The organism is Pedococcus sp. NPDC057267 (assembly GCF_042668795.1).
Classification (GTDB): domain Bacteria; phylum Actinomycetota; class Actinomycetes; order Actinomycetales; family Dermatophilaceae; genus Pedococcus.
Genome location: NZ_JBHUYG010000012.1, coordinates 43,997 through 60,904 on the forward strand (window position 1 = coordinate 43,997; position 16,908 = coordinate 60,904).

22 protein-coding genes are annotated in these 16,908 nt (G+C 74.5%); 8 read left to right on the plus strand and 14 right to left on the minus strand.

The window, feature by feature from the left end; translation table 11 throughout:
• Window positions 1-4: 4 nt before the first annotated feature.
• The 4 genes from ACFUC1_RS04830 to ACFUC1_RS04845 form a co-directional block, all read right to left on the minus strand.
• Window positions 5-742 (minus strand): glycosyltransferase, encoded by a 738-nt coding sequence (locus ACFUC1_RS04830; protein WP_379117163.1) that lies wholly within the window; start codon window positions 740-742, stop codon window positions 5-7.
• Window position 743: 1 nt separating this feature from the next.
• Entirely contained in the window at window positions 744-1,634 is an 891-nt protein-coding gene (locus ACFUC1_RS04835; RefSeq protein WP_379117164.1) for a DUF5926 family protein, read from the minus strand.
• A gap of 69 nt (window positions 1,635-1,703) precedes the next feature.
• Window positions 1,704-2,171 carry an ATP-binding protein gene (locus ACFUC1_RS04840; RefSeq protein WP_379117167.1) on the minus strand — a complete coding sequence of 156 codons (468 nt, stop codon included), beginning with the start codon at window positions 2,169-2,171 and terminating at the stop codon, window positions 1,704-1,706.
• A gap of 37 nt (window positions 2,172-2,208) precedes the next feature.
• The gene (locus ACFUC1_RS04845) at window positions 2,209-3,051 is read right to left on the minus strand and encodes a glycerophosphodiester phosphodiesterase family protein (RefSeq protein ID WP_379117170.1); all 843 of its coding nucleotides are present in this window, start codon (window positions 3,049-3,051) and stop codon (window positions 2,209-2,211) included.
• A gap of 100 nt (window positions 3,052-3,151) precedes the next feature.
• Here ACFUC1_RS04845 and ACFUC1_RS04850 point away from each other — a divergent pair, with 100 nt between their 5' ends.
• Window positions 3,152-3,637, plus strand: a complete 486-nt coding sequence (locus ACFUC1_RS04850; RefSeq protein ID WP_379117172.1) for an RNA polymerase sigma factor — start codon at window positions 3,152-3,154, stop codon at window positions 3,635-3,637.
• The gene (locus ACFUC1_RS04855; RefSeq protein WP_379117175.1) at window positions 3,634-4,242 is read left to right on the plus strand and encodes a methylated-DNA--[protein]-cysteine S-methyltransferase; all 609 of its coding nucleotides are present in this window, start codon (window positions 3,634-3,636) and stop codon (window positions 4,240-4,242) included. Before ACFUC1_RS04850 ends, ACFUC1_RS04855 begins: the two co-directional genes overlap by 4 nt.
• A 117-nt stretch (window positions 4,243-4,359) precedes the next feature.
• Here the strand turns inward: ACFUC1_RS04855 and ACFUC1_RS04860 are convergent, their stop codons facing one another.
• Window positions 4,360-4,995 (minus strand): DUF421 domain-containing protein, encoded by a 636-nt coding sequence (locus ACFUC1_RS04860; protein WP_379117178.1) that lies wholly within the window; start codon window positions 4,993-4,995, stop codon window positions 4,360-4,362.
• Between the two features lie 126 nt (window positions 4,996-5,121).
• Here ACFUC1_RS04860 and ACFUC1_RS04865 point away from each other — a divergent pair, with 126 nt between their 5' ends.
• Together ACFUC1_RS04865 and ACFUC1_RS04870 are read left to right on the plus strand one after the other, a co-directional pair.
• On the plus strand, window positions 5,122-5,430 hold the full coding sequence (locus tag ACFUC1_RS04865) for a DUF1905 domain-containing protein (protein ID WP_379117180.1): 309 nt from the start codon (window positions 5,122-5,124) through the stop codon (window positions 5,428-5,430).
• A gap of 1 nt (window position 5,431) precedes the next feature.
• Window positions 5,432-6,565: a DNA glycosylase AlkZ-like family protein gene (locus ACFUC1_RS04870; RefSeq protein ID WP_379117182.1), complete on the plus strand. Its 1,134-nt coding sequence runs from the start codon at window positions 5,432-5,434 to the stop codon at window positions 6,563-6,565.
• Window positions 6,566-6,594: 29 nt separating this feature from the next.
• On the opposite strand, the gene ACFUC1_RS04875 is transcribed toward ACFUC1_RS04870, so the two are convergent.
• Window positions 6,595-7,575, minus strand: a complete 981-nt coding sequence (locus ACFUC1_RS04875; RefSeq protein ID WP_379117184.1) for a helix-turn-helix transcriptional regulator — start codon at window positions 7,573-7,575, stop codon at window positions 6,595-6,597.
• Between the two features lie 57 nt (window positions 7,576-7,632).
• On the opposite strand from ACFUC1_RS04875, the gene ACFUC1_RS04880 reads away from it, so the two are divergent.
• Genes ACFUC1_RS04880 through ACFUC1_RS04890 form a run of 3 tightly spaced genes read left to right on the plus strand, consistent with a single transcriptional unit; the run spans window position 7,633 to window position 9,700 of the window.
• Window positions 7,633-8,211 (plus strand): dienelactone hydrolase family protein, encoded by a 579-nt coding sequence (locus tag ACFUC1_RS04880; RefSeq protein ID WP_379117186.1) that lies wholly within the window; start codon window positions 7,633-7,635, stop codon window positions 8,209-8,211.
• A complete protein-coding gene (locus ACFUC1_RS04885; protein ID WP_379117188.1) occupies window positions 8,208-9,077 on the plus strand; it encodes a DinB family protein in 870 nt (289 codons plus the stop codon). The genes ACFUC1_RS04880 and ACFUC1_RS04885 overlap by 4 nt, the downstream gene beginning before the upstream one ends.
• A complete protein-coding gene (locus ACFUC1_RS04890; RefSeq protein ID WP_379117190.1) occupies window positions 9,074-9,700 on the plus strand; it encodes a DUF664 domain-containing protein in 627 nt (208 codons plus the stop codon). Before ACFUC1_RS04885 ends, ACFUC1_RS04890 begins: the two co-directional genes overlap by 4 nt.
• Here the strand turns inward: ACFUC1_RS04890 and ACFUC1_RS04895 are convergent.
• The 6 genes from ACFUC1_RS04895 to ACFUC1_RS04920 form a co-directional block, all read right to left on the minus strand.
• Window positions 9,669-10,274 carry a GNAT family N-acetyltransferase gene (locus ACFUC1_RS04895; RefSeq protein WP_379117192.1) on the minus strand — a complete coding sequence of 202 codons (606 nt, stop codon included), beginning with the start codon at window positions 10,272-10,274 and terminating at the stop codon, window positions 9,669-9,671. The genes ACFUC1_RS04890 and ACFUC1_RS04895 overlap by 32 nt on opposite strands.
• 63 nt (window positions 10,275-10,337) lie before the next feature.
• On the minus strand, window positions 10,338-10,889 hold the full coding sequence (locus ACFUC1_RS04900; RefSeq protein WP_379117194.1) for a sugar O-acetyltransferase: 552 nt from the start codon (window positions 10,887-10,889) through the stop codon (window positions 10,338-10,340).
• A 2-nt stretch (window positions 10,890-10,891) separates the two neighbouring features.
• On the minus strand, window positions 10,892-12,103 hold the full coding sequence (locus ACFUC1_RS04905; protein WP_379117196.1) for an ATP-binding protein: 1,212 nt from the start codon (window positions 12,101-12,103) through the stop codon (window positions 10,892-10,894).
• A gap of 146 nt (window positions 12,104-12,249) precedes the next feature.
• A complete protein-coding gene (locus ACFUC1_RS04910) occupies window positions 12,250-13,092 on the minus strand; it encodes an alpha/beta fold hydrolase (protein ID WP_379117198.1) in 843 nt (280 codons plus the stop codon).
• 107 nt (window positions 13,093-13,199) lie between these two features.
• Window positions 13,200-13,727, minus strand: a complete 528-nt coding sequence (locus ACFUC1_RS04915; RefSeq protein WP_379117201.1) for a DUF3806 domain-containing protein — start codon at window positions 13,725-13,727, stop codon at window positions 13,200-13,202.
• 15 nt (window positions 13,728-13,742) lie between these two features.
• Window positions 13,743-14,069, minus strand: coding sequence for a rhodanese-like domain-containing protein (locus ACFUC1_RS04920; protein ID WP_379117203.1), 327 nt, complete (start codon window positions 14,067-14,069; stop codon window positions 13,743-13,745).
• A gap of 199 nt (window positions 14,070-14,268) precedes the next feature.
• Here ACFUC1_RS04920 and ACFUC1_RS04925 point away from each other — a divergent pair, with 199 nt between their 5' ends.
• Window positions 14,269-14,829, plus strand: a complete 561-nt coding sequence (locus tag ACFUC1_RS04925; protein ID WP_379117205.1) for a phosphotransferase — start codon at window positions 14,269-14,271, stop codon at window positions 14,827-14,829.
• Window positions 14,830-14,895: 66 nt separating this feature from the next.
• Here ACFUC1_RS04925 and ACFUC1_RS04930 read toward each other — a convergent pair whose 3' ends face one another.
• Both ACFUC1_RS04930 and ACFUC1_RS04935 read right to left on the minus strand, forming a co-directional pair.
• Window positions 14,896-15,756, minus strand: a complete 861-nt coding sequence (locus ACFUC1_RS04930) for an Fpg/Nei family DNA glycosylase (protein ID WP_379117207.1) — start codon at window positions 15,754-15,756, stop codon at window positions 14,896-14,898.
• A gap of 12 nt (window positions 15,757-15,768) precedes the next feature.
• Window positions 15,769-16,851 (minus strand): App1 family protein, encoded by a 1,083-nt coding sequence (locus ACFUC1_RS04935; protein WP_379117209.1) that lies wholly within the window; start codon window positions 16,849-16,851, stop codon window positions 15,769-15,771.
• Window positions 16,852-16,908 lie beyond the last annotated feature (57 nt).

The following is a 16,908-nucleotide window of genomic DNA, read 5'->3' on the forward strand; positions in this document are numbered from 1 at the left end:
GGCCCTACCGGAACCGGCGCCGCGCCCGGCGCCGGGCGAGGGCCAGTCCCACGTCGCGGTACTGCGCGGCACGGTGCAGCTGGGAGCGCAGGTCCGTGCCGGTGACGCGGTGGTGCAGCTCGCACGGCACCTCGCGCACCTGCATGCCGGCGAGCAGGACGTCGACGGTGAGGCCGACCTCCACGCCCCACCCGCGGGCGAGCGGGCTGGCCGCGTCGAACGCGGCCCGCGTCAGGCACCGCATGCCCGACAGCGGCTGCGCCGCCACGAACCCGGTGAGCTCCTCGATCCCGCCGCGGGCGAGGCGCACGACGAAGCCGCGGCCGCCGCCGGGGGTCCGCTGCGGGGGCAGGGTCGCGATGGTCATGTCGACCGCACCCTCGAGCACGGGGGTGACCAGCACCCCGAGGTTCGCGGCGGAGTCCTCGAGGTCGGCGTCGACGAAGAGCAGCGGCCGCCGCTCGTCCGACCCGCCGACGCGTCCCTCGACCGCCTCGTGCCGGGCGACCCACCCGGCGCCGGTCGTCATCGCGGCCGCCTTCCCCCGGTTGCGGGCGTGGCGCACGACCTCGGCCCCGGCCTCCCGCGCCACCTCGGCCGTCGCGTCCGAGCTGCCGTCGTCGACGACCACGACGAGGTCCACGCCCGGCAGGGCCCGGACCGCCCGCACGGTGGCGGCCACGCGGTCGGCCTCGTCCTTGGCCGGGATGACGGCGGCGACGCCGGCGGAGGGGGAGGTCATGTCAGCGCAGGGTGACCTGGCGGCTCAGCAGCCCGGACCGGGCCCGGCGCTCCTCGGGGGTGAGGGGCGTGTCGGAGCCGAGCACCGCGGCATACCGCTCCATGAACCGGGCGAGCTCGTCCTCGTAGTCCGCGGCCTCCTTGTCGGGGTCGAGGTCCCAGACGGGCACGAGTAGGCCGCAGGCGCGGAACGCGCCCAGCAGCCGGGTGCCGGCGCCGACGGCGTCGTCGCCGGCGGCGCGCAGCCGCGCGAGGGCGTCGGTCGCGACGTCCTCGTCGTCGGGCAGGACGAGGCGGATGTGGGTGCGCTCCCCGATCCGGCACCAGTAGGCCGAGGGGGTGCCGGCCATGCGCACCGTGGGGATGACGGACTCGTTGGCGCGGTCGAGCGACTCCTGCGCGGCCTCGTCGAGCTCGCTGTCGCCGACCCAGAACTCGAAGCCGTCGTGGACCGTCACCTCCAGCTCGGCGGTGGTGTCGAGCAGGTCCTGCAGGCGCGGCGAGTCGGCCGTGGAGCCGGGCGTGTGCACCACGGGGACCCCCTGCTCGGCCTCGGCGGCGGCGAGCAGGGAGGTCGCCAGGTCGCGGGAGGCGTCGCCGGAGACCGAACCGGACTGGGTGCTGAACAGCACGGCGCCGTCGGCCCGGTGCAGGCCCGGCCACGCCATCGGCAGCACCGTCGCCACGGTGACCTCCTCGGGCGCGCCCTCGGGCGCCTTGCCCTTCGCGAACCGGACCGTCGCGGTCGCCGCCGGCAGGATCTCGCGCATGGCCACCCAGTCGGTCTCGTTCGGCAGCCCCTCGAAGGGACGCGCGACGAACGGGGCGGGCTCGACGCGAGCGGGACGCGAGCCGGTGTCTGCGCCCTTGCGGCGCCGTGATGCCTTACCCATGCCGCAAACCCTAGGGGGTCGGGCCGGGTTGCCGCGGCGGGCGTGCGGGACGCGCTGGGTCGGCAGGCGTCAGTGGCTGCGGCGCCGGGACGGGCCGCCGAGCGAGGCCCAGACGGTCGAGCCCGTGCGGTCCTCGGTCACGCCCCACTCGTGCGCGAGGCTGCGCACGATCCGCAGCCCGCGGCCCGACGGCGCCCACACGGTGCGCGGCGCCGGTCGCGGGGTGGTGTCGCTGCCGCCGTCGGTCACCTCGACCTCGACGACGCCGGCCTTGACCTTCCAGTGCACGCGCAGCATCCCGTCGGAGAGGGGTCGGGCGTGCCGGATGGCATTGGACACCAGCTCGGAGGCGACGATCTCGGCCTCGTCGACGACGGTGGCGGAGACGTCGCGGCCCTCGAGGTCCTCGACGACCGCGCGGCGCACCTGGGCGACGGAGGCGGCGCGCCAGGGCACGCGGATGGTGCGCGACGCGTCGCGGACGGGGGCCGCGGTGGCCGTCCGGAGGCGCCGGTTCGACTGGGGTGCTGCTGTCATGCCGTGCTCTGTCCGTTCTTGGGGAACGCGACGGAGGTTACCTGCTGGCGTGCACAGCGTCGAGGACCGCGCTCGGGCGGTTGGTGATGATCGCGTCCACACCGAGGTCGATGCACAGCTGGACGTCCTGCGGCTCGTCCACGGTCCACACGTACACCTCGTGGCCGCGGCGGTGCTGTCGCCCCACGGTCTCGGGGTACTTCCGGACGATCTTGAGGTCGAGCCCGACGGTGTGGACGCCCCTCGGCAGGGAGCCGTCGCGGAACCGCAGCGGCACCGAGTCCTCGACGAGGTAGACCGACGCGACGTCGGGGCACAGCTGGCGCATCCGCTGGACCGCCATCTGGGAGAACGACATCACGCGCACCCAGTGGTGGCCGGGACGCTGCGGTCCGTCGAGCCCGAACTCGGCCAGCACCTTCGCCAGCTGCCGCTCCACCAGGCCGGCGTACCTCGTCGGGTGCTTGGTCTCGATCGCCAGACCGATGGGGCGCTCGCTCTGGGTCACCGTCGTCAGCAGGGCGCGCAGGGTGAGCAGCTGGTTGCGGTTGCGGTCGGGCACCTCGTCCTCGCCGCCGTGCTGGGCCTTCCAGGAGCCCCAGTCCAGGCCCTCGAGCTCGGCCAGCTCCAGGGTGGACACGATGCCGCGCCCGTTGCTGGTGCGGTTGACCCTGCGGTCGTGCACGCACACGAGGTGGGAGTCCGCGGTCAGCCGGACGTCGCACTCGAGCGCGTCGGCGCCCTCGTCGATCGCCCGTGTGTACGCCTTGAGCGTGTGCTCCGGCTCGGCCGAGCTGCTGCCGCGGTGGGCGACGACGAGGGGGGTGCGGGTGCGGGCGCGGTCGCCGGGGGGCTGCGCGGGGACGACGGCGTCGGGCACGCAACCATGCTTCCACACGGCGGCTGGCACAGTGGGCCCACCGGGTCGTGGCGCCGAGGTGGCGCCGTGGCGCTCACACGTGCGGGAGGTGCGGCGTTCGATGGGTGTGACCCTGCCTCCCTTCCAGCACCTCGTCGACGCGCACTGGCGTGACGTCGCGCGGCTGGCGCACGCGCTCGCCGGACCCGTGGACGGCGACGACGTGGCGCAGCAGGCGTGGACCCAGGCGCTCGCGGCATACCCGCGGCTGCGCTCGACCACCAACCTGCGCGGGTGGCTGCTCACGATCACGCACCGGTGTGCCATGGACGCGCACCGCCACCGGGCCCGCCGCGCGGTGCCCCACGACGACCCCGGGCGGTTGGGCGAGGTGCCCACCGCTGCCGCCGCGGACGCGGCGCTGCCCGACACCGACCTGTGGCACCGCGTCGGCGCGCTGCCCGAGCGCCAGCGCGAGGCGGTGGTGCTCAAGTACGTCGCCGACCTCGACCACCCGACCATCGCCGCCGCCCTCGGCTGCTCGCCAGCCATGAGCCGGCGGCTCGTGAGCGACGCGCTCGCCACCCTGCGCAAGGACCTGCCATGACCGACCCCACCCTGAGGGACCTCACCCGCCTGCTCACCGAGTTCCGGCCCGACGTGCGGCCGCCGCGGCTCGCGCCCACCGACGTCTCCTACGTCGTCGAGGACACCGCCGTCGGCCGGATGCTGTTGGCGCGCAACGACTCCGGCGCCCTCCTGGCCTCGTCGTTCGTGCCCGACGCAGTGACCGAGGACCGCGTGCTGACGCGGATCAGCGCGCGGGTGTCGCCGCGGATCCTGCGCCAGCCGCGCGAGCTGGACGAGGCCCGCCGCGAGCTCGAGGAGTTCCTCGCCGGGCGGCGGCACGCGTTCTCGCTGCGCACCGACCTGGCGCTGGCGTCGGACTTCCAGCGGGTGGTGCTGCCCCGGCTCGCGCAGAGCGTCGGCTACGGCCACCGCGCGACCTACGGCGAGCTCGCCCGGGCGGTCGAGCGGCCCAGCGCAGCACGGGCCGTGGGCGCCGCGCTCGGCTCGAACCCCCTGTGCGTGGTCCTGCCGTGCCACCGCGTCGTGGCGTCCTCCGGAGCCCTGACGGGGTATGCCGGTGGGCTGGCGGCCAAGCGCTACCTCCTCGACCTCGAGGCCGAACACGCCACCGACCCCGCCTGACCGGTCAGCCTCGTCGCAAGACAACGGTTGCGCGGCTTCCCGCGGGCCGACATCCCGAGTCTTGCCGGGCAACCGTTGTCTTGCGGGTTCGGGGGGAAGGTCCGGGTCGAGGGTGGTTCAGCCGCGCGGGCCGGCCGGGCCGCCGAGGGTGTCGAGCTTGGCGGTGAGGGCGTCGACGGCCCGGCGCAGGTCCGCGACCGTCGCGTCCCGGGCCTCGGGCACGAGCTGGAGCGTCAGCGTCCCGCCGGGCTCCATCGAGGCCGACCGCACCTCGTGCAGCCCGTCGGCTCCCTGCTGCTGCAGCGCGTTGAGCAGCTCGGCCTCGGTCATGCCGAGCCGGCGCAGTGCGCGGTGGTCGGCCACGCCCTCCGCGACGACCACCGTCGGACGGCCGCCGACCAGCCAGGACACACGGGGGCTCACCATGGCCCAGCGGTCCAGCAGCGTGTTGACCACCACGAGCACCACGGCCCCGAGCACGCCGCCCGTCACCGAGTTGTCGTTGCCGATGATCGCGTTCTGCACGACGTTCGAGAGCAGCAGGACGACCACGAGGTCGAGGGAGTTCATCTGCGCCATGAGCCGCTTGCCCGCCACCCGGATGATGAGCAGGATCGCGACGTAGACCAGGACGGTGCGGGCCACCTTCTCCCACGGCGGGATCCCGAACGCGAACATGTCGGTGCCCGCGCCGGCGTGGACGGCGGCCAGGTCGGCATACGCACCGGTGAGGGTGGTGACGAGCTGCGGCACGGGGACTCCTGGGGTCTCCGGGGAACGGATGCCTCAGGTCACCACGCCGGCGCGACGTTCGCGGGGAGCCTCGCCGTGGGACTGGTGCGGGCACAATGGCGCGACACGGCGCGAGAGGGGACGGCAGTGCGGGAGCAGCCGGAGAACGACGAGTGGGAGTTCCGCGGGACCGTCTGGTACTGGCGGGGGCCGTCGCCGTACCACTTCGTGACGGTGCCCGAGGGGGTCGCCGGTGAGCTGCACGAGTGGTCGTTCGTGAGCTACGGCTGGGGAATGATCCCGGTGACCGCGAGCATCGGCGGGACGACCTGGCCGACGTCGCTGTTCCCCAAGGACGGCGGGTACGTCCTGCCGCTGCGCGACCACGTGCGCCGGGCGGAGGACCTCGAGGTGGACGACGAGGCCTCGGTGCTGCTGCGCATCCGGGAGTCCTGACGTGGCGCACGGCAGGCCGTCGCCCCGGGTGCTCACCGGCGAGCAGGCCCGGCGCATCGCCGTACGCGCGCAGCTCCTCGCCGAACCCCGGCCGACCGACCTGCTCGACGTGGTGCGGCACCTCACCGTGGTCCAGGTCGACCTGACGGCGGCGGTGGCACCGAGCGCCGACCTCGTCTGCTGGAGCCGGGTGGGTGGGGCGTTCCACCCCGACGACCTCGACGACCTGCTCGACGCCCACGAGGTCATCGAGGTCGACGGCATGCTGCGGCCGGCGGAGGACCTCGCCCTCTTCCGCGCGGAGACGGCGCAGTGGCCGGGGGCGGAGCCGCTCACCGAGTGGCAGGTCCGGCTCCAGGAGTGGGTCGAGGACAACGACGGCTGCCGGCTCGACATCCTCGACGTGCTGCGATCAGGCGGGCCCACTGCCGTCCGGCACCTGCCCGACACCTGCGTGCGGCCCTGGCGGTCGAGCGGGTGGAACAACAACCGCAACGTGACGATGCTCGTCAGCCTGATGGAGCGCCGCGGCGAGGTCGCGGTGTCGCACCGCGAGGGCCGCGAGCGGATGTGGGACCTCGCCGAGCGGGTCCACCCCGACGACGACCGGGTGGTCCCCCTCGACGAGGCGCTCGAGGAGCGGGCCCGCCGGCGGCTGGCCTCCCTGGGGCTCGCGCGCGCCCGCGTGGCCGAGGTGCCCGGCGAGACGTATGCCGTGGGGCCGGTCGGCGAGGAGGTCGCCGTCGAGGGGGTGCGGGGGACATGGCGTGCGGACCCGGACCTGCTGGACCGGGTGGACGAGCCGTTCGAGGGACGCACGGTGCTGCTCTCGCCGCTCGACCGGCTCGTGTTCGACCGCAGGCGGCTGGCCGAGCTGTTCGGGTGGGAGTACCAGCTGGAGATGTACAAGCCGGTGGCGAGGCGTCGCTGGGGCTACTGGGCGCTGCCGGTGCTCGACGGCGACCGGTTCGTCGGCAAGCTCGACTGCACGGCGGACGTCGAGCGCGGCGTGCTGAGGGTGGACGCCCTGCACCGCGACGTGACCTTCGACCCCGGGCTGGAGCAGCGGGTGGACCGCGAGGTCGAGGAGCTGGCCCGGTGGCTCGACCTCGAGGTGGCCGGGCCCGCGCGCTGATCCGTCTCGCCCTCCGGCGGTCCGCTCCGTCAGTCCGGTGCGGCCGCCCCTCGGTCCGGTGCGGCCGCCTGGAGCAGGCGCTCGGCCAGCGCGGCGGTCGCCGACCGCACCTCCTCGCCCCGGACGACCCGGTAGGGCACGGGCAGGTGCGCCAGGTCCGCGGCATACCCACCGGGGTTGCTCGTGCTCCCGACCAGGCGGCACCGCTGCTCGTCCACGGGCTCGACGCGCCCCATCGTGCGCGGCAGCCACCGCGCGGCGCGCTCGGCCGGGGCGTCGACGACGACCTCCACCTCGAACTCCCACCCGACGCCGAGGTGCTCCTCGAGGACGCTCACGGGGTCGAGGTCGGCCGGGGGCTCGAACGTCGTGTCGAGCTCCTCGACCCCCAGCACCCGGTCGACCCGGTAGGTGCGCGGTGCACCGGAGGTGACCGAGTGGCACAGCAGGTACCAGCGGCTGTGCCGCACGACGACGGCCCACGGCTCGACCTCGAGCGACAGGTCACGGCCCGACTCGGTGCGGTACGCCAGCTGCACGCGGCGGTGGTCGGCACACGCGCGCACGAGGGTCACCGTGGTCTCGGGCTGCGGCCTGGCGGCGCCGCGGTCCGGCGCCGGCGCGGTCGTAAGTCGCACCGCTTCCGCCTGTGCCGCAACGGATTCCGGCAGCGTGCGCAAGATCTTGGCGAGTGCGGCACCGACCGGGTCCGAGGGGTCGCCCGCGTCGTGGTGGCCGTCGAGCACCGCCATCACGAGGCCGAGCGTCTCGGCCGGGGTGAAGACCAGCGGCGCCGGCCGCAGCCCTCGCCCGGGCCGGTACCCGCCGGCCGGACCGCTCACCGAGGTGATGGGTATGCCGGCCTCGCGCAGCGTGGCGACGTAGCGCCGGGCCGCGCGCGGCGTCACCCCGAGGCGCTCGGCGATCCGCTCGGCCGTGATGCCCGGCGAGCTCTGCACGAGCTCGAGGGTGATGAGGGCACGGGCGGTGGGGCCGGCTTCGGGATCCACGCGACGAATTCTCGACGCGGACGCGAACCGTCCGCAATGGGTCCTAGCGTGTCCGCCATGACCGAGATCGTGCTCTTCCACCACATCCAGGGCCTCACCTCAGGCGTCGCCGCGTTCGCCGACGCGCTGCGCGAGGCGGGTCACACCGTCCGCACGCCGGACATGTTCGAGGGCCGTACCTTCGAGTCCATCGAGGCGGGGCAGGCGTACTGCCAGGAGGTCGGCTTCGAGGAGGTCCGCGAGCGCGGGGTGCGCGCCGTGCAGGACCTGCCCCACGAGCTGGTCTACGCAGGCTTCTCGCTCGGGTGCATGGCCGCCCAGAAGCTGGTGCAGGGGCGGCCCGGGGCGCTGGCCGGGCTCTTCTACCACGGCTTCGCCGACCCCTCCTGGTTCGGCGTCTGGCCCGAGGGGACGCCCGCGCAGATCCACGCCATGGACGCGGACCCGTTCTTCGTCGAGGAGGGCGACCTCGAGGCGGCGCGGCCGTTCGTGGACGCCCACGCTGAGGTCGAGCTGTTCCTGTACCCGGGCGACGGCCACCTCTTCGCCGACAACACCCTGGCCGACTACGACGCCGGTGCCACGAAGCTCGTGCTCGAGCGGTCGCTGGAGCTCCTCGCCCGGGTCGGCCGATGACCGAGGTCGCCCGGGCGTTCCGGGACGAGCAGCTGCTGGGGGCGACGTTCGAGCACGTCGACCTCACCGGCGCGCGGTTCGACCGGGTCGACCTCACCGGCGCGAGGCTGCAGATGGTCGACCTCGCCGACGCGGAGGTGCGGGACACCGCGTTCCGGAACGTCAGGATGCGCGGCGTGGAGCTGCAGGACGTCGAGATCAACGGCGAGCTCGAGAACGTCCGGGTCAACGGCGTCGACATCGGCCCGCTCGTCACGGCCGAGCTGGACCGCCGCCACCCCGAGCGGACCCGGCTGCGCCCCACCGACGCCGCCGGATACCGCGAGGCCTGGGCGCTGCTGGAGGACCTGTGGGCCGACACCGTCGACCGGGCCCGGCGCCTGGGGTCCGTCGACCCGGACCTGCTGCACGAGGGCGTCGACGGCGAGTGGTCGTTCGTCGAGACGCTGCGCCACCTGGCCTTCGCGACGAGCTCGTGGCTGCACCGGGCCATCCTCGGCAACCCCTCGCCGTGGGACCCGCTCGAGCTGCCCTGGGACACCATGCCCGACACCCCGGGCGTGCCGCGCGACCGTGAGGTCCGGCCGTCGCTCGACGAGGCGCTGGAGCTGCGCCTCACCCGCAGCCGCGAGGTCGCGGCACACCTCGCCACCCTCACCGACGAGCAGCTGGCCGGGCAGACCCCGGAGCTCACGGGCACGGGCTGGCCGCCGGCCGGGTCGCGGTTCCCCGTCACGCAGTGTCTCGACATCCTCATCAACGAGGAGTGGTGGCACCGCCAGTTCGCCGAGCGCGACCTCGCCGTGCTCGAAGCCCGGCAGGAGCAGACCCGCCAGGACGACACGAGCCCGGAGGAGACCCGATGACCGAATCCGTCGGCACCCCGCACGCCGACCCGGTGCCCGGGTCGGACGAGACGCCCTGGGAGCCACCCCTGGCCGGGACCGAGGCCGAGGCGCTGCTGGGGGCACTCGACCGGCTGAGGTGGACCTTCCGGTGGAAGGCCGACGAGCTCGACACCGCCGGGCTCGGCCAGCGGGTCGGGCGGTCGACGCTGACCATCGGCCGGCTGCTCAAGCACCTGGCCGTCGCGGAGGACCACGCGTTCCACACCAAGCTCGACGGGTCGCCCCTGCCGGCGGTGTGGGACGCCAACGGCTGGGACGACGACCCGGACTGGGAGATCACGTCGGCCGACCAGGACGAGCCGGAGCAGCTGTACGCGTACTGGGACGACGCCGTCGCCCGGTCGCGTGAGCGGGTCGGGGCGGCCCTCCGGCAGGGCGGCCCGGACCAGGAGGTGCACGCCGCGACCGGCACCGGGGTGCACGCCAACCTGCGCCGGCTGCTGTGCGACATGGTCGAGGAGTACGGCCGCCACACCGGCCACGCCGACCTCCTGCGCGAGGCGGTGGACGGACGGGTCGGGGAGGACCCGCCGCCCGGCTGGCGGCCCGTCAGCGGGCGGGGCCGACCACCCGGCTCATGACGCAGTTCCGCGTGCCCTTGGGCCGGTCGTAGGTGAAGCCGGCCCGCTCGAACAGCGCGCGGGTCCCGCTGTACAGCACGGAGACCTTCTTCCCCTGATTGGCGTGCGGGTACGCCTCCACGACCCCACCGCCCGCGGCGGCCACGAGGTCGAGCACGCCCTGGACGGCCACGGCCGAGACCCCGGAGCGCCGGTAGCGCTTGTCGACGAACAGGCACGTGATCCGGTAGTCGGGCTCGCGTCCGCCCGTCTCCTCGTACTCCTTGCGGTGGTAGATGTTCGGCAGCTCCGACGGCGGCCCGTACTGGCACCACGCCACCGCCTCGTCGCCGTCGAGCACGACGGCGGCGTGCGCGCGGCCGGTGCGCACCAGCCGCTCCTTGAGCGCACGGTTGCTGTCCGCGTCGTGGGTCTTCTCCGCGGCCATGGTGTGGAACCACGTGCACCAGCACCCGCCGAAGACCCCGTTGTGCCGCTCCATGAGCGCTGCGTATGCCGGCCAGGTCGCCGCGTCGAGGGGCCTCACCGTCAGTGCCCCCGGGTCGACGGCCGGCGCCTTCGTCGTCCGCGTCATGGGGTCACGGTAGGAGGGTTCGCGGACGTTCGGCGTCCTGGACGCCGACGAGTTCCGTCGGCCTCAGGGCGACGTCAGCCGCCGGCGCTCGACCACGCTGGTACCCGTCACGACGCTCATCGGCGGCACGTCCTTCGCCACCACCGCGCCCGCACCGACGACCGAGCCGCGGCCGATGGTCACGCCCGGGCAGATGGTCGCGGCCGCGCCGATCCACACGTCGTCCTCGATCGTGATCGGCGCGGAGGTGATGAAGTCGAACCGCTCCGCCGGCTCGACCGGGTGGCCGGCCGTGGTCAGGGTGACGCGCGGGCCGATGAGGACGCGGTCGCCGATCGTGATGCCGCCGAGGTCCAGGAAGTAGCAGCCCTGGTTGATGAAGACGCGCTCACCGAAGGAGGCACCGAGCCCGTGGTCGCAGTGGAACGGCGGCAGCACGGTGAGCGACTCCGGGACCGGGCCGCCGAAGATCTCGGCCAGCAGCGCCCGGCGGCCGTCGAGGTCGTCGAACCGCAGCGCGTTGAGCCGTGCGGTCAGGCCCATCACGACCTCCACGCGCTCGGCGAAGGCCCGCGACTCGGGGGTCCGGGTGGGCAGCCGTCGTTCCCCGCGCACGGTCAGGCGGTCGTGCGCAGGTAGCGGCCGAAGTGCGGCACGGTGAAGGCGATCCGGCCGCGCTCGCCCGAGTAGATCAGCCCCTTCTTCAGCAGCGCGTCGCGGGCCGGGGAGAGCGACTGCGGTTTGCGCCCGAGGACCGCCGCGACCTCCGAGGTGGCGACGGACTCGATGTCGTCGAGGTCGCCGCCCGCCTCGACCGCGGCCGTGGCGGCATCCGCCATCGCCCGCAGGTACTCCCGCTCGGCCGGGGTCGCCCGCTCGTAGCGCGACCCGAAGAACCCGACCGCGAGCTCTGCCTCCGCCTCGGGTGCCGCGACCGCGACGTCGTCGACCGTGATCGGCGAGCGCGGCGCGACGTCCCACGCGACCTTGCCGTACGCCTGGATGAAGTACGGGTAGCCGGCGGTCGCGGCATACATCGCCTCGAGGGCCTCGGGCGTGAACCCGGCCTCCTCGTCCTCGGCGGGCGCGACGAGGGCGAGGTCGGCCGCGCCGCGGTCGAGCCGGTCGATGCGCTGGTACCGGAAGAGGCGCTCGGAGTAGGACTTGCTCGCCGACAGCACGGCCGGCAGGTGCGGCAGCCCGGCCCCGACCACGATCACCGGCAGGCCGGACTGGCTGATCTCGTGGCACGCGGCGCACAGGGCCGAGACGTCCTCGGGCCCGAGGTCCTGCATCTCGTCGATGAAGACGGCGACGCCGCGGCCGACGTCGGCGGCGAGCCCGCCCACGTCGGTGAGCAGCTCGACGAGGTCGATCTCGATGTCCCCGGAGTCGGCGCGCCCGGTCGCCGCGGGGGCGTCGATGCCGGGGTTCCAACGCTCGCGCAGCTTGGCGCCCGGCGCGGTGTCGCGCTGGGCGAACGCCTTGATGACGCCGAGCACCTGGTCCACCTCCTCGCCGGCGGGGTGCCCGAGCTCGCGGACGGCGACGTGCAGGGCCGCCGACAGGGGGCGGCGCAGCCTCTGGTCGGGGCGGGCCTCGAGCTTGCCGGTGCCCCAGCTCGCCCGGACGGCGGCGGAGCGCAGGGCGTTGAGCAGCACTGTCTTGCCGACGCCGCGCAGCCCGGTGAGGACCACCGAGCGCTCGGGACGGCCGCGCGCGACCCGCTCGAGCACGACGTCGAAGGCGTGCAGCTGCTCGTCACGGCCGGCGAGCTCGGGCGGGCGCTGGCCCGCGCCAGGGGCGTACGGGTTCCGGATCGGGTCCACGATCGCAGCGTATGGGGATCTCTAGCGTTCCCCCGAGATTTCGCGATACGACTCCATCGTGTCGCGGACCCCCGTGTCACGGGGTCGCGGACGACAGGGGGTCGCGGACGTCAGGGGGAGGGGCGGGGGTCCTGGCTTCGCGGACGTCACCGCCTCGCGGCATCCAGCTGCCGGACCCACCCGAGGACGTCCTGCGGTACACGCCGACCCGACGCGGCCCGCAGGTGGCCCTTGCCGCGGTACCAGACGAGCGTGCAGTCGGGGATGGCCGCGCAGGTCTGCAGCACGGCCTCGCGGGAGAAGAACCGGTCACGGTCACCGCAGAGCATCAGCACCGGGGCGGTGATGCGGGACAGCACCGGGCGCGCGTCGAACGACGCCTCGGCGTCCGCCTCGACCAGCAGGTCGCCCGGCGGGACCTGCGACCCGGCGAACAGCCGGCCCGCCAGCGGCCCCAGGGCACGCCGCACCGGTGCGGCACGGGACCCGCGCAGGAAGTACTCGAGGAACACGGTCCCCGCCTCGGGCTGGCGGCCCTCGGCCCGCGCCCGGGCCCACCGCACGTCGACATCCGTGCCCTCCCGGGTGACCGTGGAGGCCGCCACGAGGAGGACCACCCGGCGGGCGACCTCCGGGTGCTCCGCGGCGACGTGCAGCGCGATCATCCCGCCGTAGGACTCCCCCAGGAGCAGGTCGACCGGCGCCCCGACGTACTCCTGCACGAATTGCGCACAGTCGGCCGCCATGTCGGACACCGTGTGCCCCGGTGGCATGCCGCGGGGCCGGGTGAGGGTCCACACGGCGTACCCGGCGCGGACGAAGGGCTGGAACCTCGACTCGGTGATCCGGGCCATGAGGCCCGAGGGCAGCTCGCTGCCCGGCCCACCGGGCAGGTTCACGAGCGTCCTCGGCCCCCTGCCGAGGACGACGTACTCGATCCCGCCGGCCGCGGTGCCGGTGCGCCGCGGTGGGCGCTCGGAGCGTGCCACCCGACCAGAGTCACCCGGGGCGGCTCAGGGCGGTTCCGCCGAAAGGACGACCGGACCGCCTCCGCCGCCTCACCGCACGACCGGCAGCGAGGCCGGTCAGCGGCGGGTCAGCGGCGGTTGCGGCGCCGGACCATGTGGCCGACGACCGCCGGCACCCAGCCGGTCTCGCCGCGCATCCAGCGGCCTGCCACGAGGTTGTGCGGGACGACCACGAACGTCCCCTTGAACCCCTCGGTCAGCGCCAGGTCGGTGCCGAACACGTCGGTCACCACCTGCCAGTCGAGGTCGGTGTGGCGCTCCAGGTGCTCGCCGATGCCGATGGCGAACCGCTCGACCACGGCCGCGTGGTCCGGCCGCGTCGCCTCGGGGGACTGCTCCCAGGCCCGGTAGGCCGCGTCGAGGCCGGCGGAGAGGGAGCCCAGGTCGTCGACGTCGACGCCCTCCTGCGCGAGGGCGGCCAGAGCTGCATCGATCCGGCTTCGCTCCTCGGCGCCGAGCGGCGCGACGACCGGGCGCAGGGACTCGCCGTCGTCGACGAGCCCGGCACCCGCGGCCGACAGGTCGAGGGCGCCCGAGTCCTCGTCGGCGTCCTCGGCCTCGGAGGCCTCGTCGCGTCGACGCCCGAACCAGGCCATGGCGGTGCCGCCCGCCTACTTCACCGTCGCGGGGGCGCGGTCGGCCACGAGCTGCTTGCCCGCGACCTCCCACGCCTTCATGCCGCCCTCGACGTTGGCGACGTCGAAGCCCTGCTGCGAGAGCCAGGCGACGGCTCGCGAGGAGCGGCCGCCGCTGCGGCAGACCACGGCCAGCGTGCCGTCGTCGGTGTCCGGGAGGGCGTCGAGGCGCGACGGGAGGTCACCGAGGGGGATGTGCACGGCGCCCGGTGCATGACCGGCGTCCCACTCGTCCTGCTCACGGACGTCGAGGACGACCGCGTCGTCGGGGACCTCGTGCACGGAGACCTGGGGAATGTCCATGCGCCCATGAAACCACCCCCGTCCGCAGGGTCGCCCGCCGGTAGCGTGCCGCGCGTGCAGCACAGACGGCAGGCAGCGGTCACGCGGGTCGTCTCCGCGGCGCGGGTGGGGCTGCGACACCACCCCGACCCCGGCCCCGTGCTCGACCGGCTCGAGGAGCGGCTGCTGGACCTCGTCGCGCGCTGGGACCTCGAGCTGGGTGAGGCGTACGGCGTGGGAGCTCCCGGTCGGGCCCGGGCTCGTGGCCACCGCCAAGGCCGACCAGCTGGCCGGGATCCTGCGCACGCTGCCGGAGCGGGTGCTGTCGCCCGCGGAACGCGAGCGCTGGGCGCCCGCCCTCGCGGAGGCGGGGCGGCTGGCCGCCCACCTGTCGTCGACGCGGGACCGGGCTCGGGAGGTCCTGTGCCACGGCGACCCCCACCCCGGCAACGCGCTGCTGGTGCCGGGGACGTCTGGAGCGACGGCGGCCTACCGGCTCGTGGACCCGGACGGGATCGTGACCGAGCGCGAGTACGACGTCGGCGTCGCGCTCCGCGACTTCAGTCGTGAGCTGCTGGCTGCGCCCACCGCCGCGGACGCCCGCGCCCTGCATGCCGGGCTCTGCCGGCAGGCAGCGGCCGCGACCGGGACCGACCCCGAGCGCGTCGGGCAGTGGTCCCTGGTGGAGCGGGTCACCACGGGCCTGTACCTGCGCTGGTTCCACGACGACGAGACCGCCGCGACGTTCCTCGACTCGGCGCTCCTGCTGCTCCAGGGGTGAGCTCGGGCTGACCCAGGGGTGACCCCCGGGTGATCCCGGCCAGGGCCGGACGCGCCGGCGGCCCGGCTACTTGAGCAGGCGGGACATGCGGCGGTCCGCCAAGGGCTTGCCGCCGGTCTGGCAGGTCGCGCAGTACTGGAGCGAGGAGTCCGCGAACGACACCTCGCGCACCGTGTCGCCGCACACCGGACAGGCCTCGCCGGTGCGGCCGTGCACGCGCATGCCGGCCCGCTTGGCGTCCTTGAGCTCGGCAGCCGGCTTGCCCGACGCCGCGGCGACCGCGCCCGTCAGCGTCTCGCGCATCGCGGCATACAACCGGTCCACGGCCTCGTCGTCGAGGCTGGACGCCATCGCGAACGGCGACATCCTCGCGACGTGCAGGATCTCGTCGGAGTAGGCGTTGCCGATGCCGGCGATGAAGCCCTGGTCGCGCAGCAACCCCTTGACCTGGGCGCGCCGTCCCGCGAGCAGCGCGCCGAACGCCTCGCGGGTGAAGTCGTCGGCGAGCGGGTCGGGCCCGAGCGTCGCGATGCCCGGGACGTCGTGGGGGTCGCGGACGAGGTAGGCCGCGAGCCGCTTCTTCGTGCCCGCCTCGGTGAGGTCGAAGCCGGAGCCGTCGGAGAACCGCGTGCGCAGCGCGATCGGCGACTTGCCCGGACGCAGGACGGTGTTGGGCACGGCGTCGGACCAGCGCAGCCACCCGGCACGCGCCAGGTGGAAGACCAGGTGGATGCCGTCGCAGTCGAGGTCGACGAACTTGCCGTGGCGCGCGACCGAGTCGACGGGCACGCCGGCCAGCGCCTGCGGCGGCGGGTCGAACGTCTTGAGCACCGAGAACGACCCCAGCTCGACCCCGGTCACGGCCAGCCCGGCAGTCCGCTCGGCGAGGAAGTCGACGAGCGCCTGGACCTCGGGCAGCTCCGGCACGACGCCAGTCTGTCAGAGGCCGCCGTCACCGGCCGGGGTCCGCAGCGCCACCCGCAGCAGCTGCAGCAGCCCGTACCCGTCGCCGGCCCGGCAGACCGGGACGTCCTTCGAGTGCCGGTCCCGCGCAGGGGTGAGCTCCTCCAGCGACACCGGTATGCCGTGCGACAGCACCTGCTCCGACGGCGTCAGCTCGCGGATCGCGATGGCCTCGACGCGGTCGGGCCGCTGGCGGGCGAAGTCGCCGTAGATCTTCGGGTCGTGCTGCCCGTCGTCGCCGACCAGCACCCAGCGGATGTCGGGGAACTCGTTCGCGAGGCGGTGCAGGCAGGCCCGCTTGTGGTCCTGGCCGCTGCGGAACCAGCCGGTGTTGGTCGGGCCCCAGTCGGTGAGCAGGAGCGGGCCCGGCGGGTACCCGTGCCGGCGCAGGAACCGGGTCAGGGTCGGCGCGGTGTTCCAGGCTCCGGTGGAGACGTAGACCATCGGGGCACCGGGCGAGGCGGCCAGCAGCTCGCGGTACATCGTCGCCATGCCCGGCACGACGTGGCGCGCGTTCTCGCTCTTCACGAACGTGTTCCACGCGGCGATCATCGGCCGCGGCAGGGAGGTCGAGATGACCGTGTCGTCGATGTCGCTGATCAGGCCGAACCGCTGCTCGGGTCCGACCAGCATGACGGCCGCCTGCACCGACTCGGCGTCGACCGAGGTGATGGTCGCCTCGGCCCAGCCGGCCGGCAGGCCGTGGTCCTTGACCTTGACGTCGACGTACCCGCTGCGGTCGGTGCGCGTGTGGATCCGCTTGCCGCCGAGGACGATCGTCACGGGGACGTTCATCGCCGGGGCCGTGATGAACGCGCGCCACCCCCGGCGCTCCTCCTCCGCGGAGCGCAGCTGCGCCGCCGAGGCGCCGGCGTCCTCACGCTGGCCGGAGGCGGTGCGCCGCGTGAGCAGCACCCGGCCGAGCACCCGGGCCCACTCCTGCATGCCGTAGCCGGTGTGCGCGACGATCCGGGTCTGCCAGCCCCGGCCGCGGAGCACGGCGTCGACCCGGCGGTGCCAGGCGTCCTCGACGATGGCGGCGGCGTGCGGTCGGGCCATGGCACGACCCTACGGGCTCGCGCCGGACCCCGCGCCCGCCCCTGAGGGACGCGGTGG

What these genes read in the sequence shown, in the direction of transcription:
- ACFUC1_RS04840 (WP_379117167.1), bottom strand. Translation starts at nt 2,171, where the DNA reads ATGACAGCAGCACCCCAGTCGAACCGGCGCCTCCGGACGGCCACCGCG.
- ACFUC1_RS04835 (WP_379117164.1), bottom strand. Translation starts at nt 1,634, where the DNA reads ATGGGTAAGGCATCACGGCGCCGCAAGGGCGCAGACACCGGCTCGCGT.
- ACFUC1_RS04885 (WP_379117188.1), top strand. Translation starts at nt 8,208, where the DNA reads ATGACCGAGGTCGCCCGGGCGTTCCGGGACGAGCAGCTGCTGGGGGCG.
- ACFUC1_RS04850 (WP_379117172.1), top strand. Translation starts at nt 3,152, where the DNA reads ATGGGTGTGACCCTGCCTCCCTTCCAGCACCTCGTCGACGCGCACTGG.
- ACFUC1_RS04855 (WP_379117175.1), top strand. Translation starts at nt 3,634, where the DNA reads ATGACCGACCCCACCCTGAGGGACCTCACCCGCCTGCTCACCGAGTTC.
- ACFUC1_RS04935 (WP_379117209.1), bottom strand. Translation starts at nt 16,851, where the DNA reads ATGGCCCGACCGCACGCCGCCGCCATCGTCGAGGACGCCTGGCACCGC.
- ACFUC1_RS04830 (WP_379117163.1), bottom strand. Translation starts at nt 742, where the DNA reads ATGACCTCCCCCTCCGCCGGCGTCGCCGCCGTCATCCCGGCCAAGGAC.
- ACFUC1_RS04920 (WP_379117203.1), bottom strand. Translation starts at nt 14,069, where the DNA reads ATGGACATTCCCCAGGTCTCCGTGCACGAGGTCCCCGACGACGCGGTC.
- ACFUC1_RS04895 (WP_379117192.1), bottom strand. Translation starts at nt 10,274, where the DNA reads ATGACGCGGACGACGAAGGCGCCGGCCGTCGACCCGGGGGCACTGACG.
- ACFUC1_RS04890 (WP_379117190.1), top strand. Translation starts at nt 9,074, where the DNA reads ATGACCGAATCCGTCGGCACCCCGCACGCCGACCCGGTGCCCGGGTCG.
- ACFUC1_RS04915 (WP_379117201.1), bottom strand. Translation starts at nt 13,727, where the DNA reads ATGGCCTGGTTCGGGCGTCGACGCGACGAGGCCTCCGAGGCCGAGGAC.
- ACFUC1_RS04880 (WP_379117186.1), top strand. Translation starts at nt 7,633, where the DNA reads ATGACCGAGATCGTGCTCTTCCACCACATCCAGGGCCTCACCTCAGGC.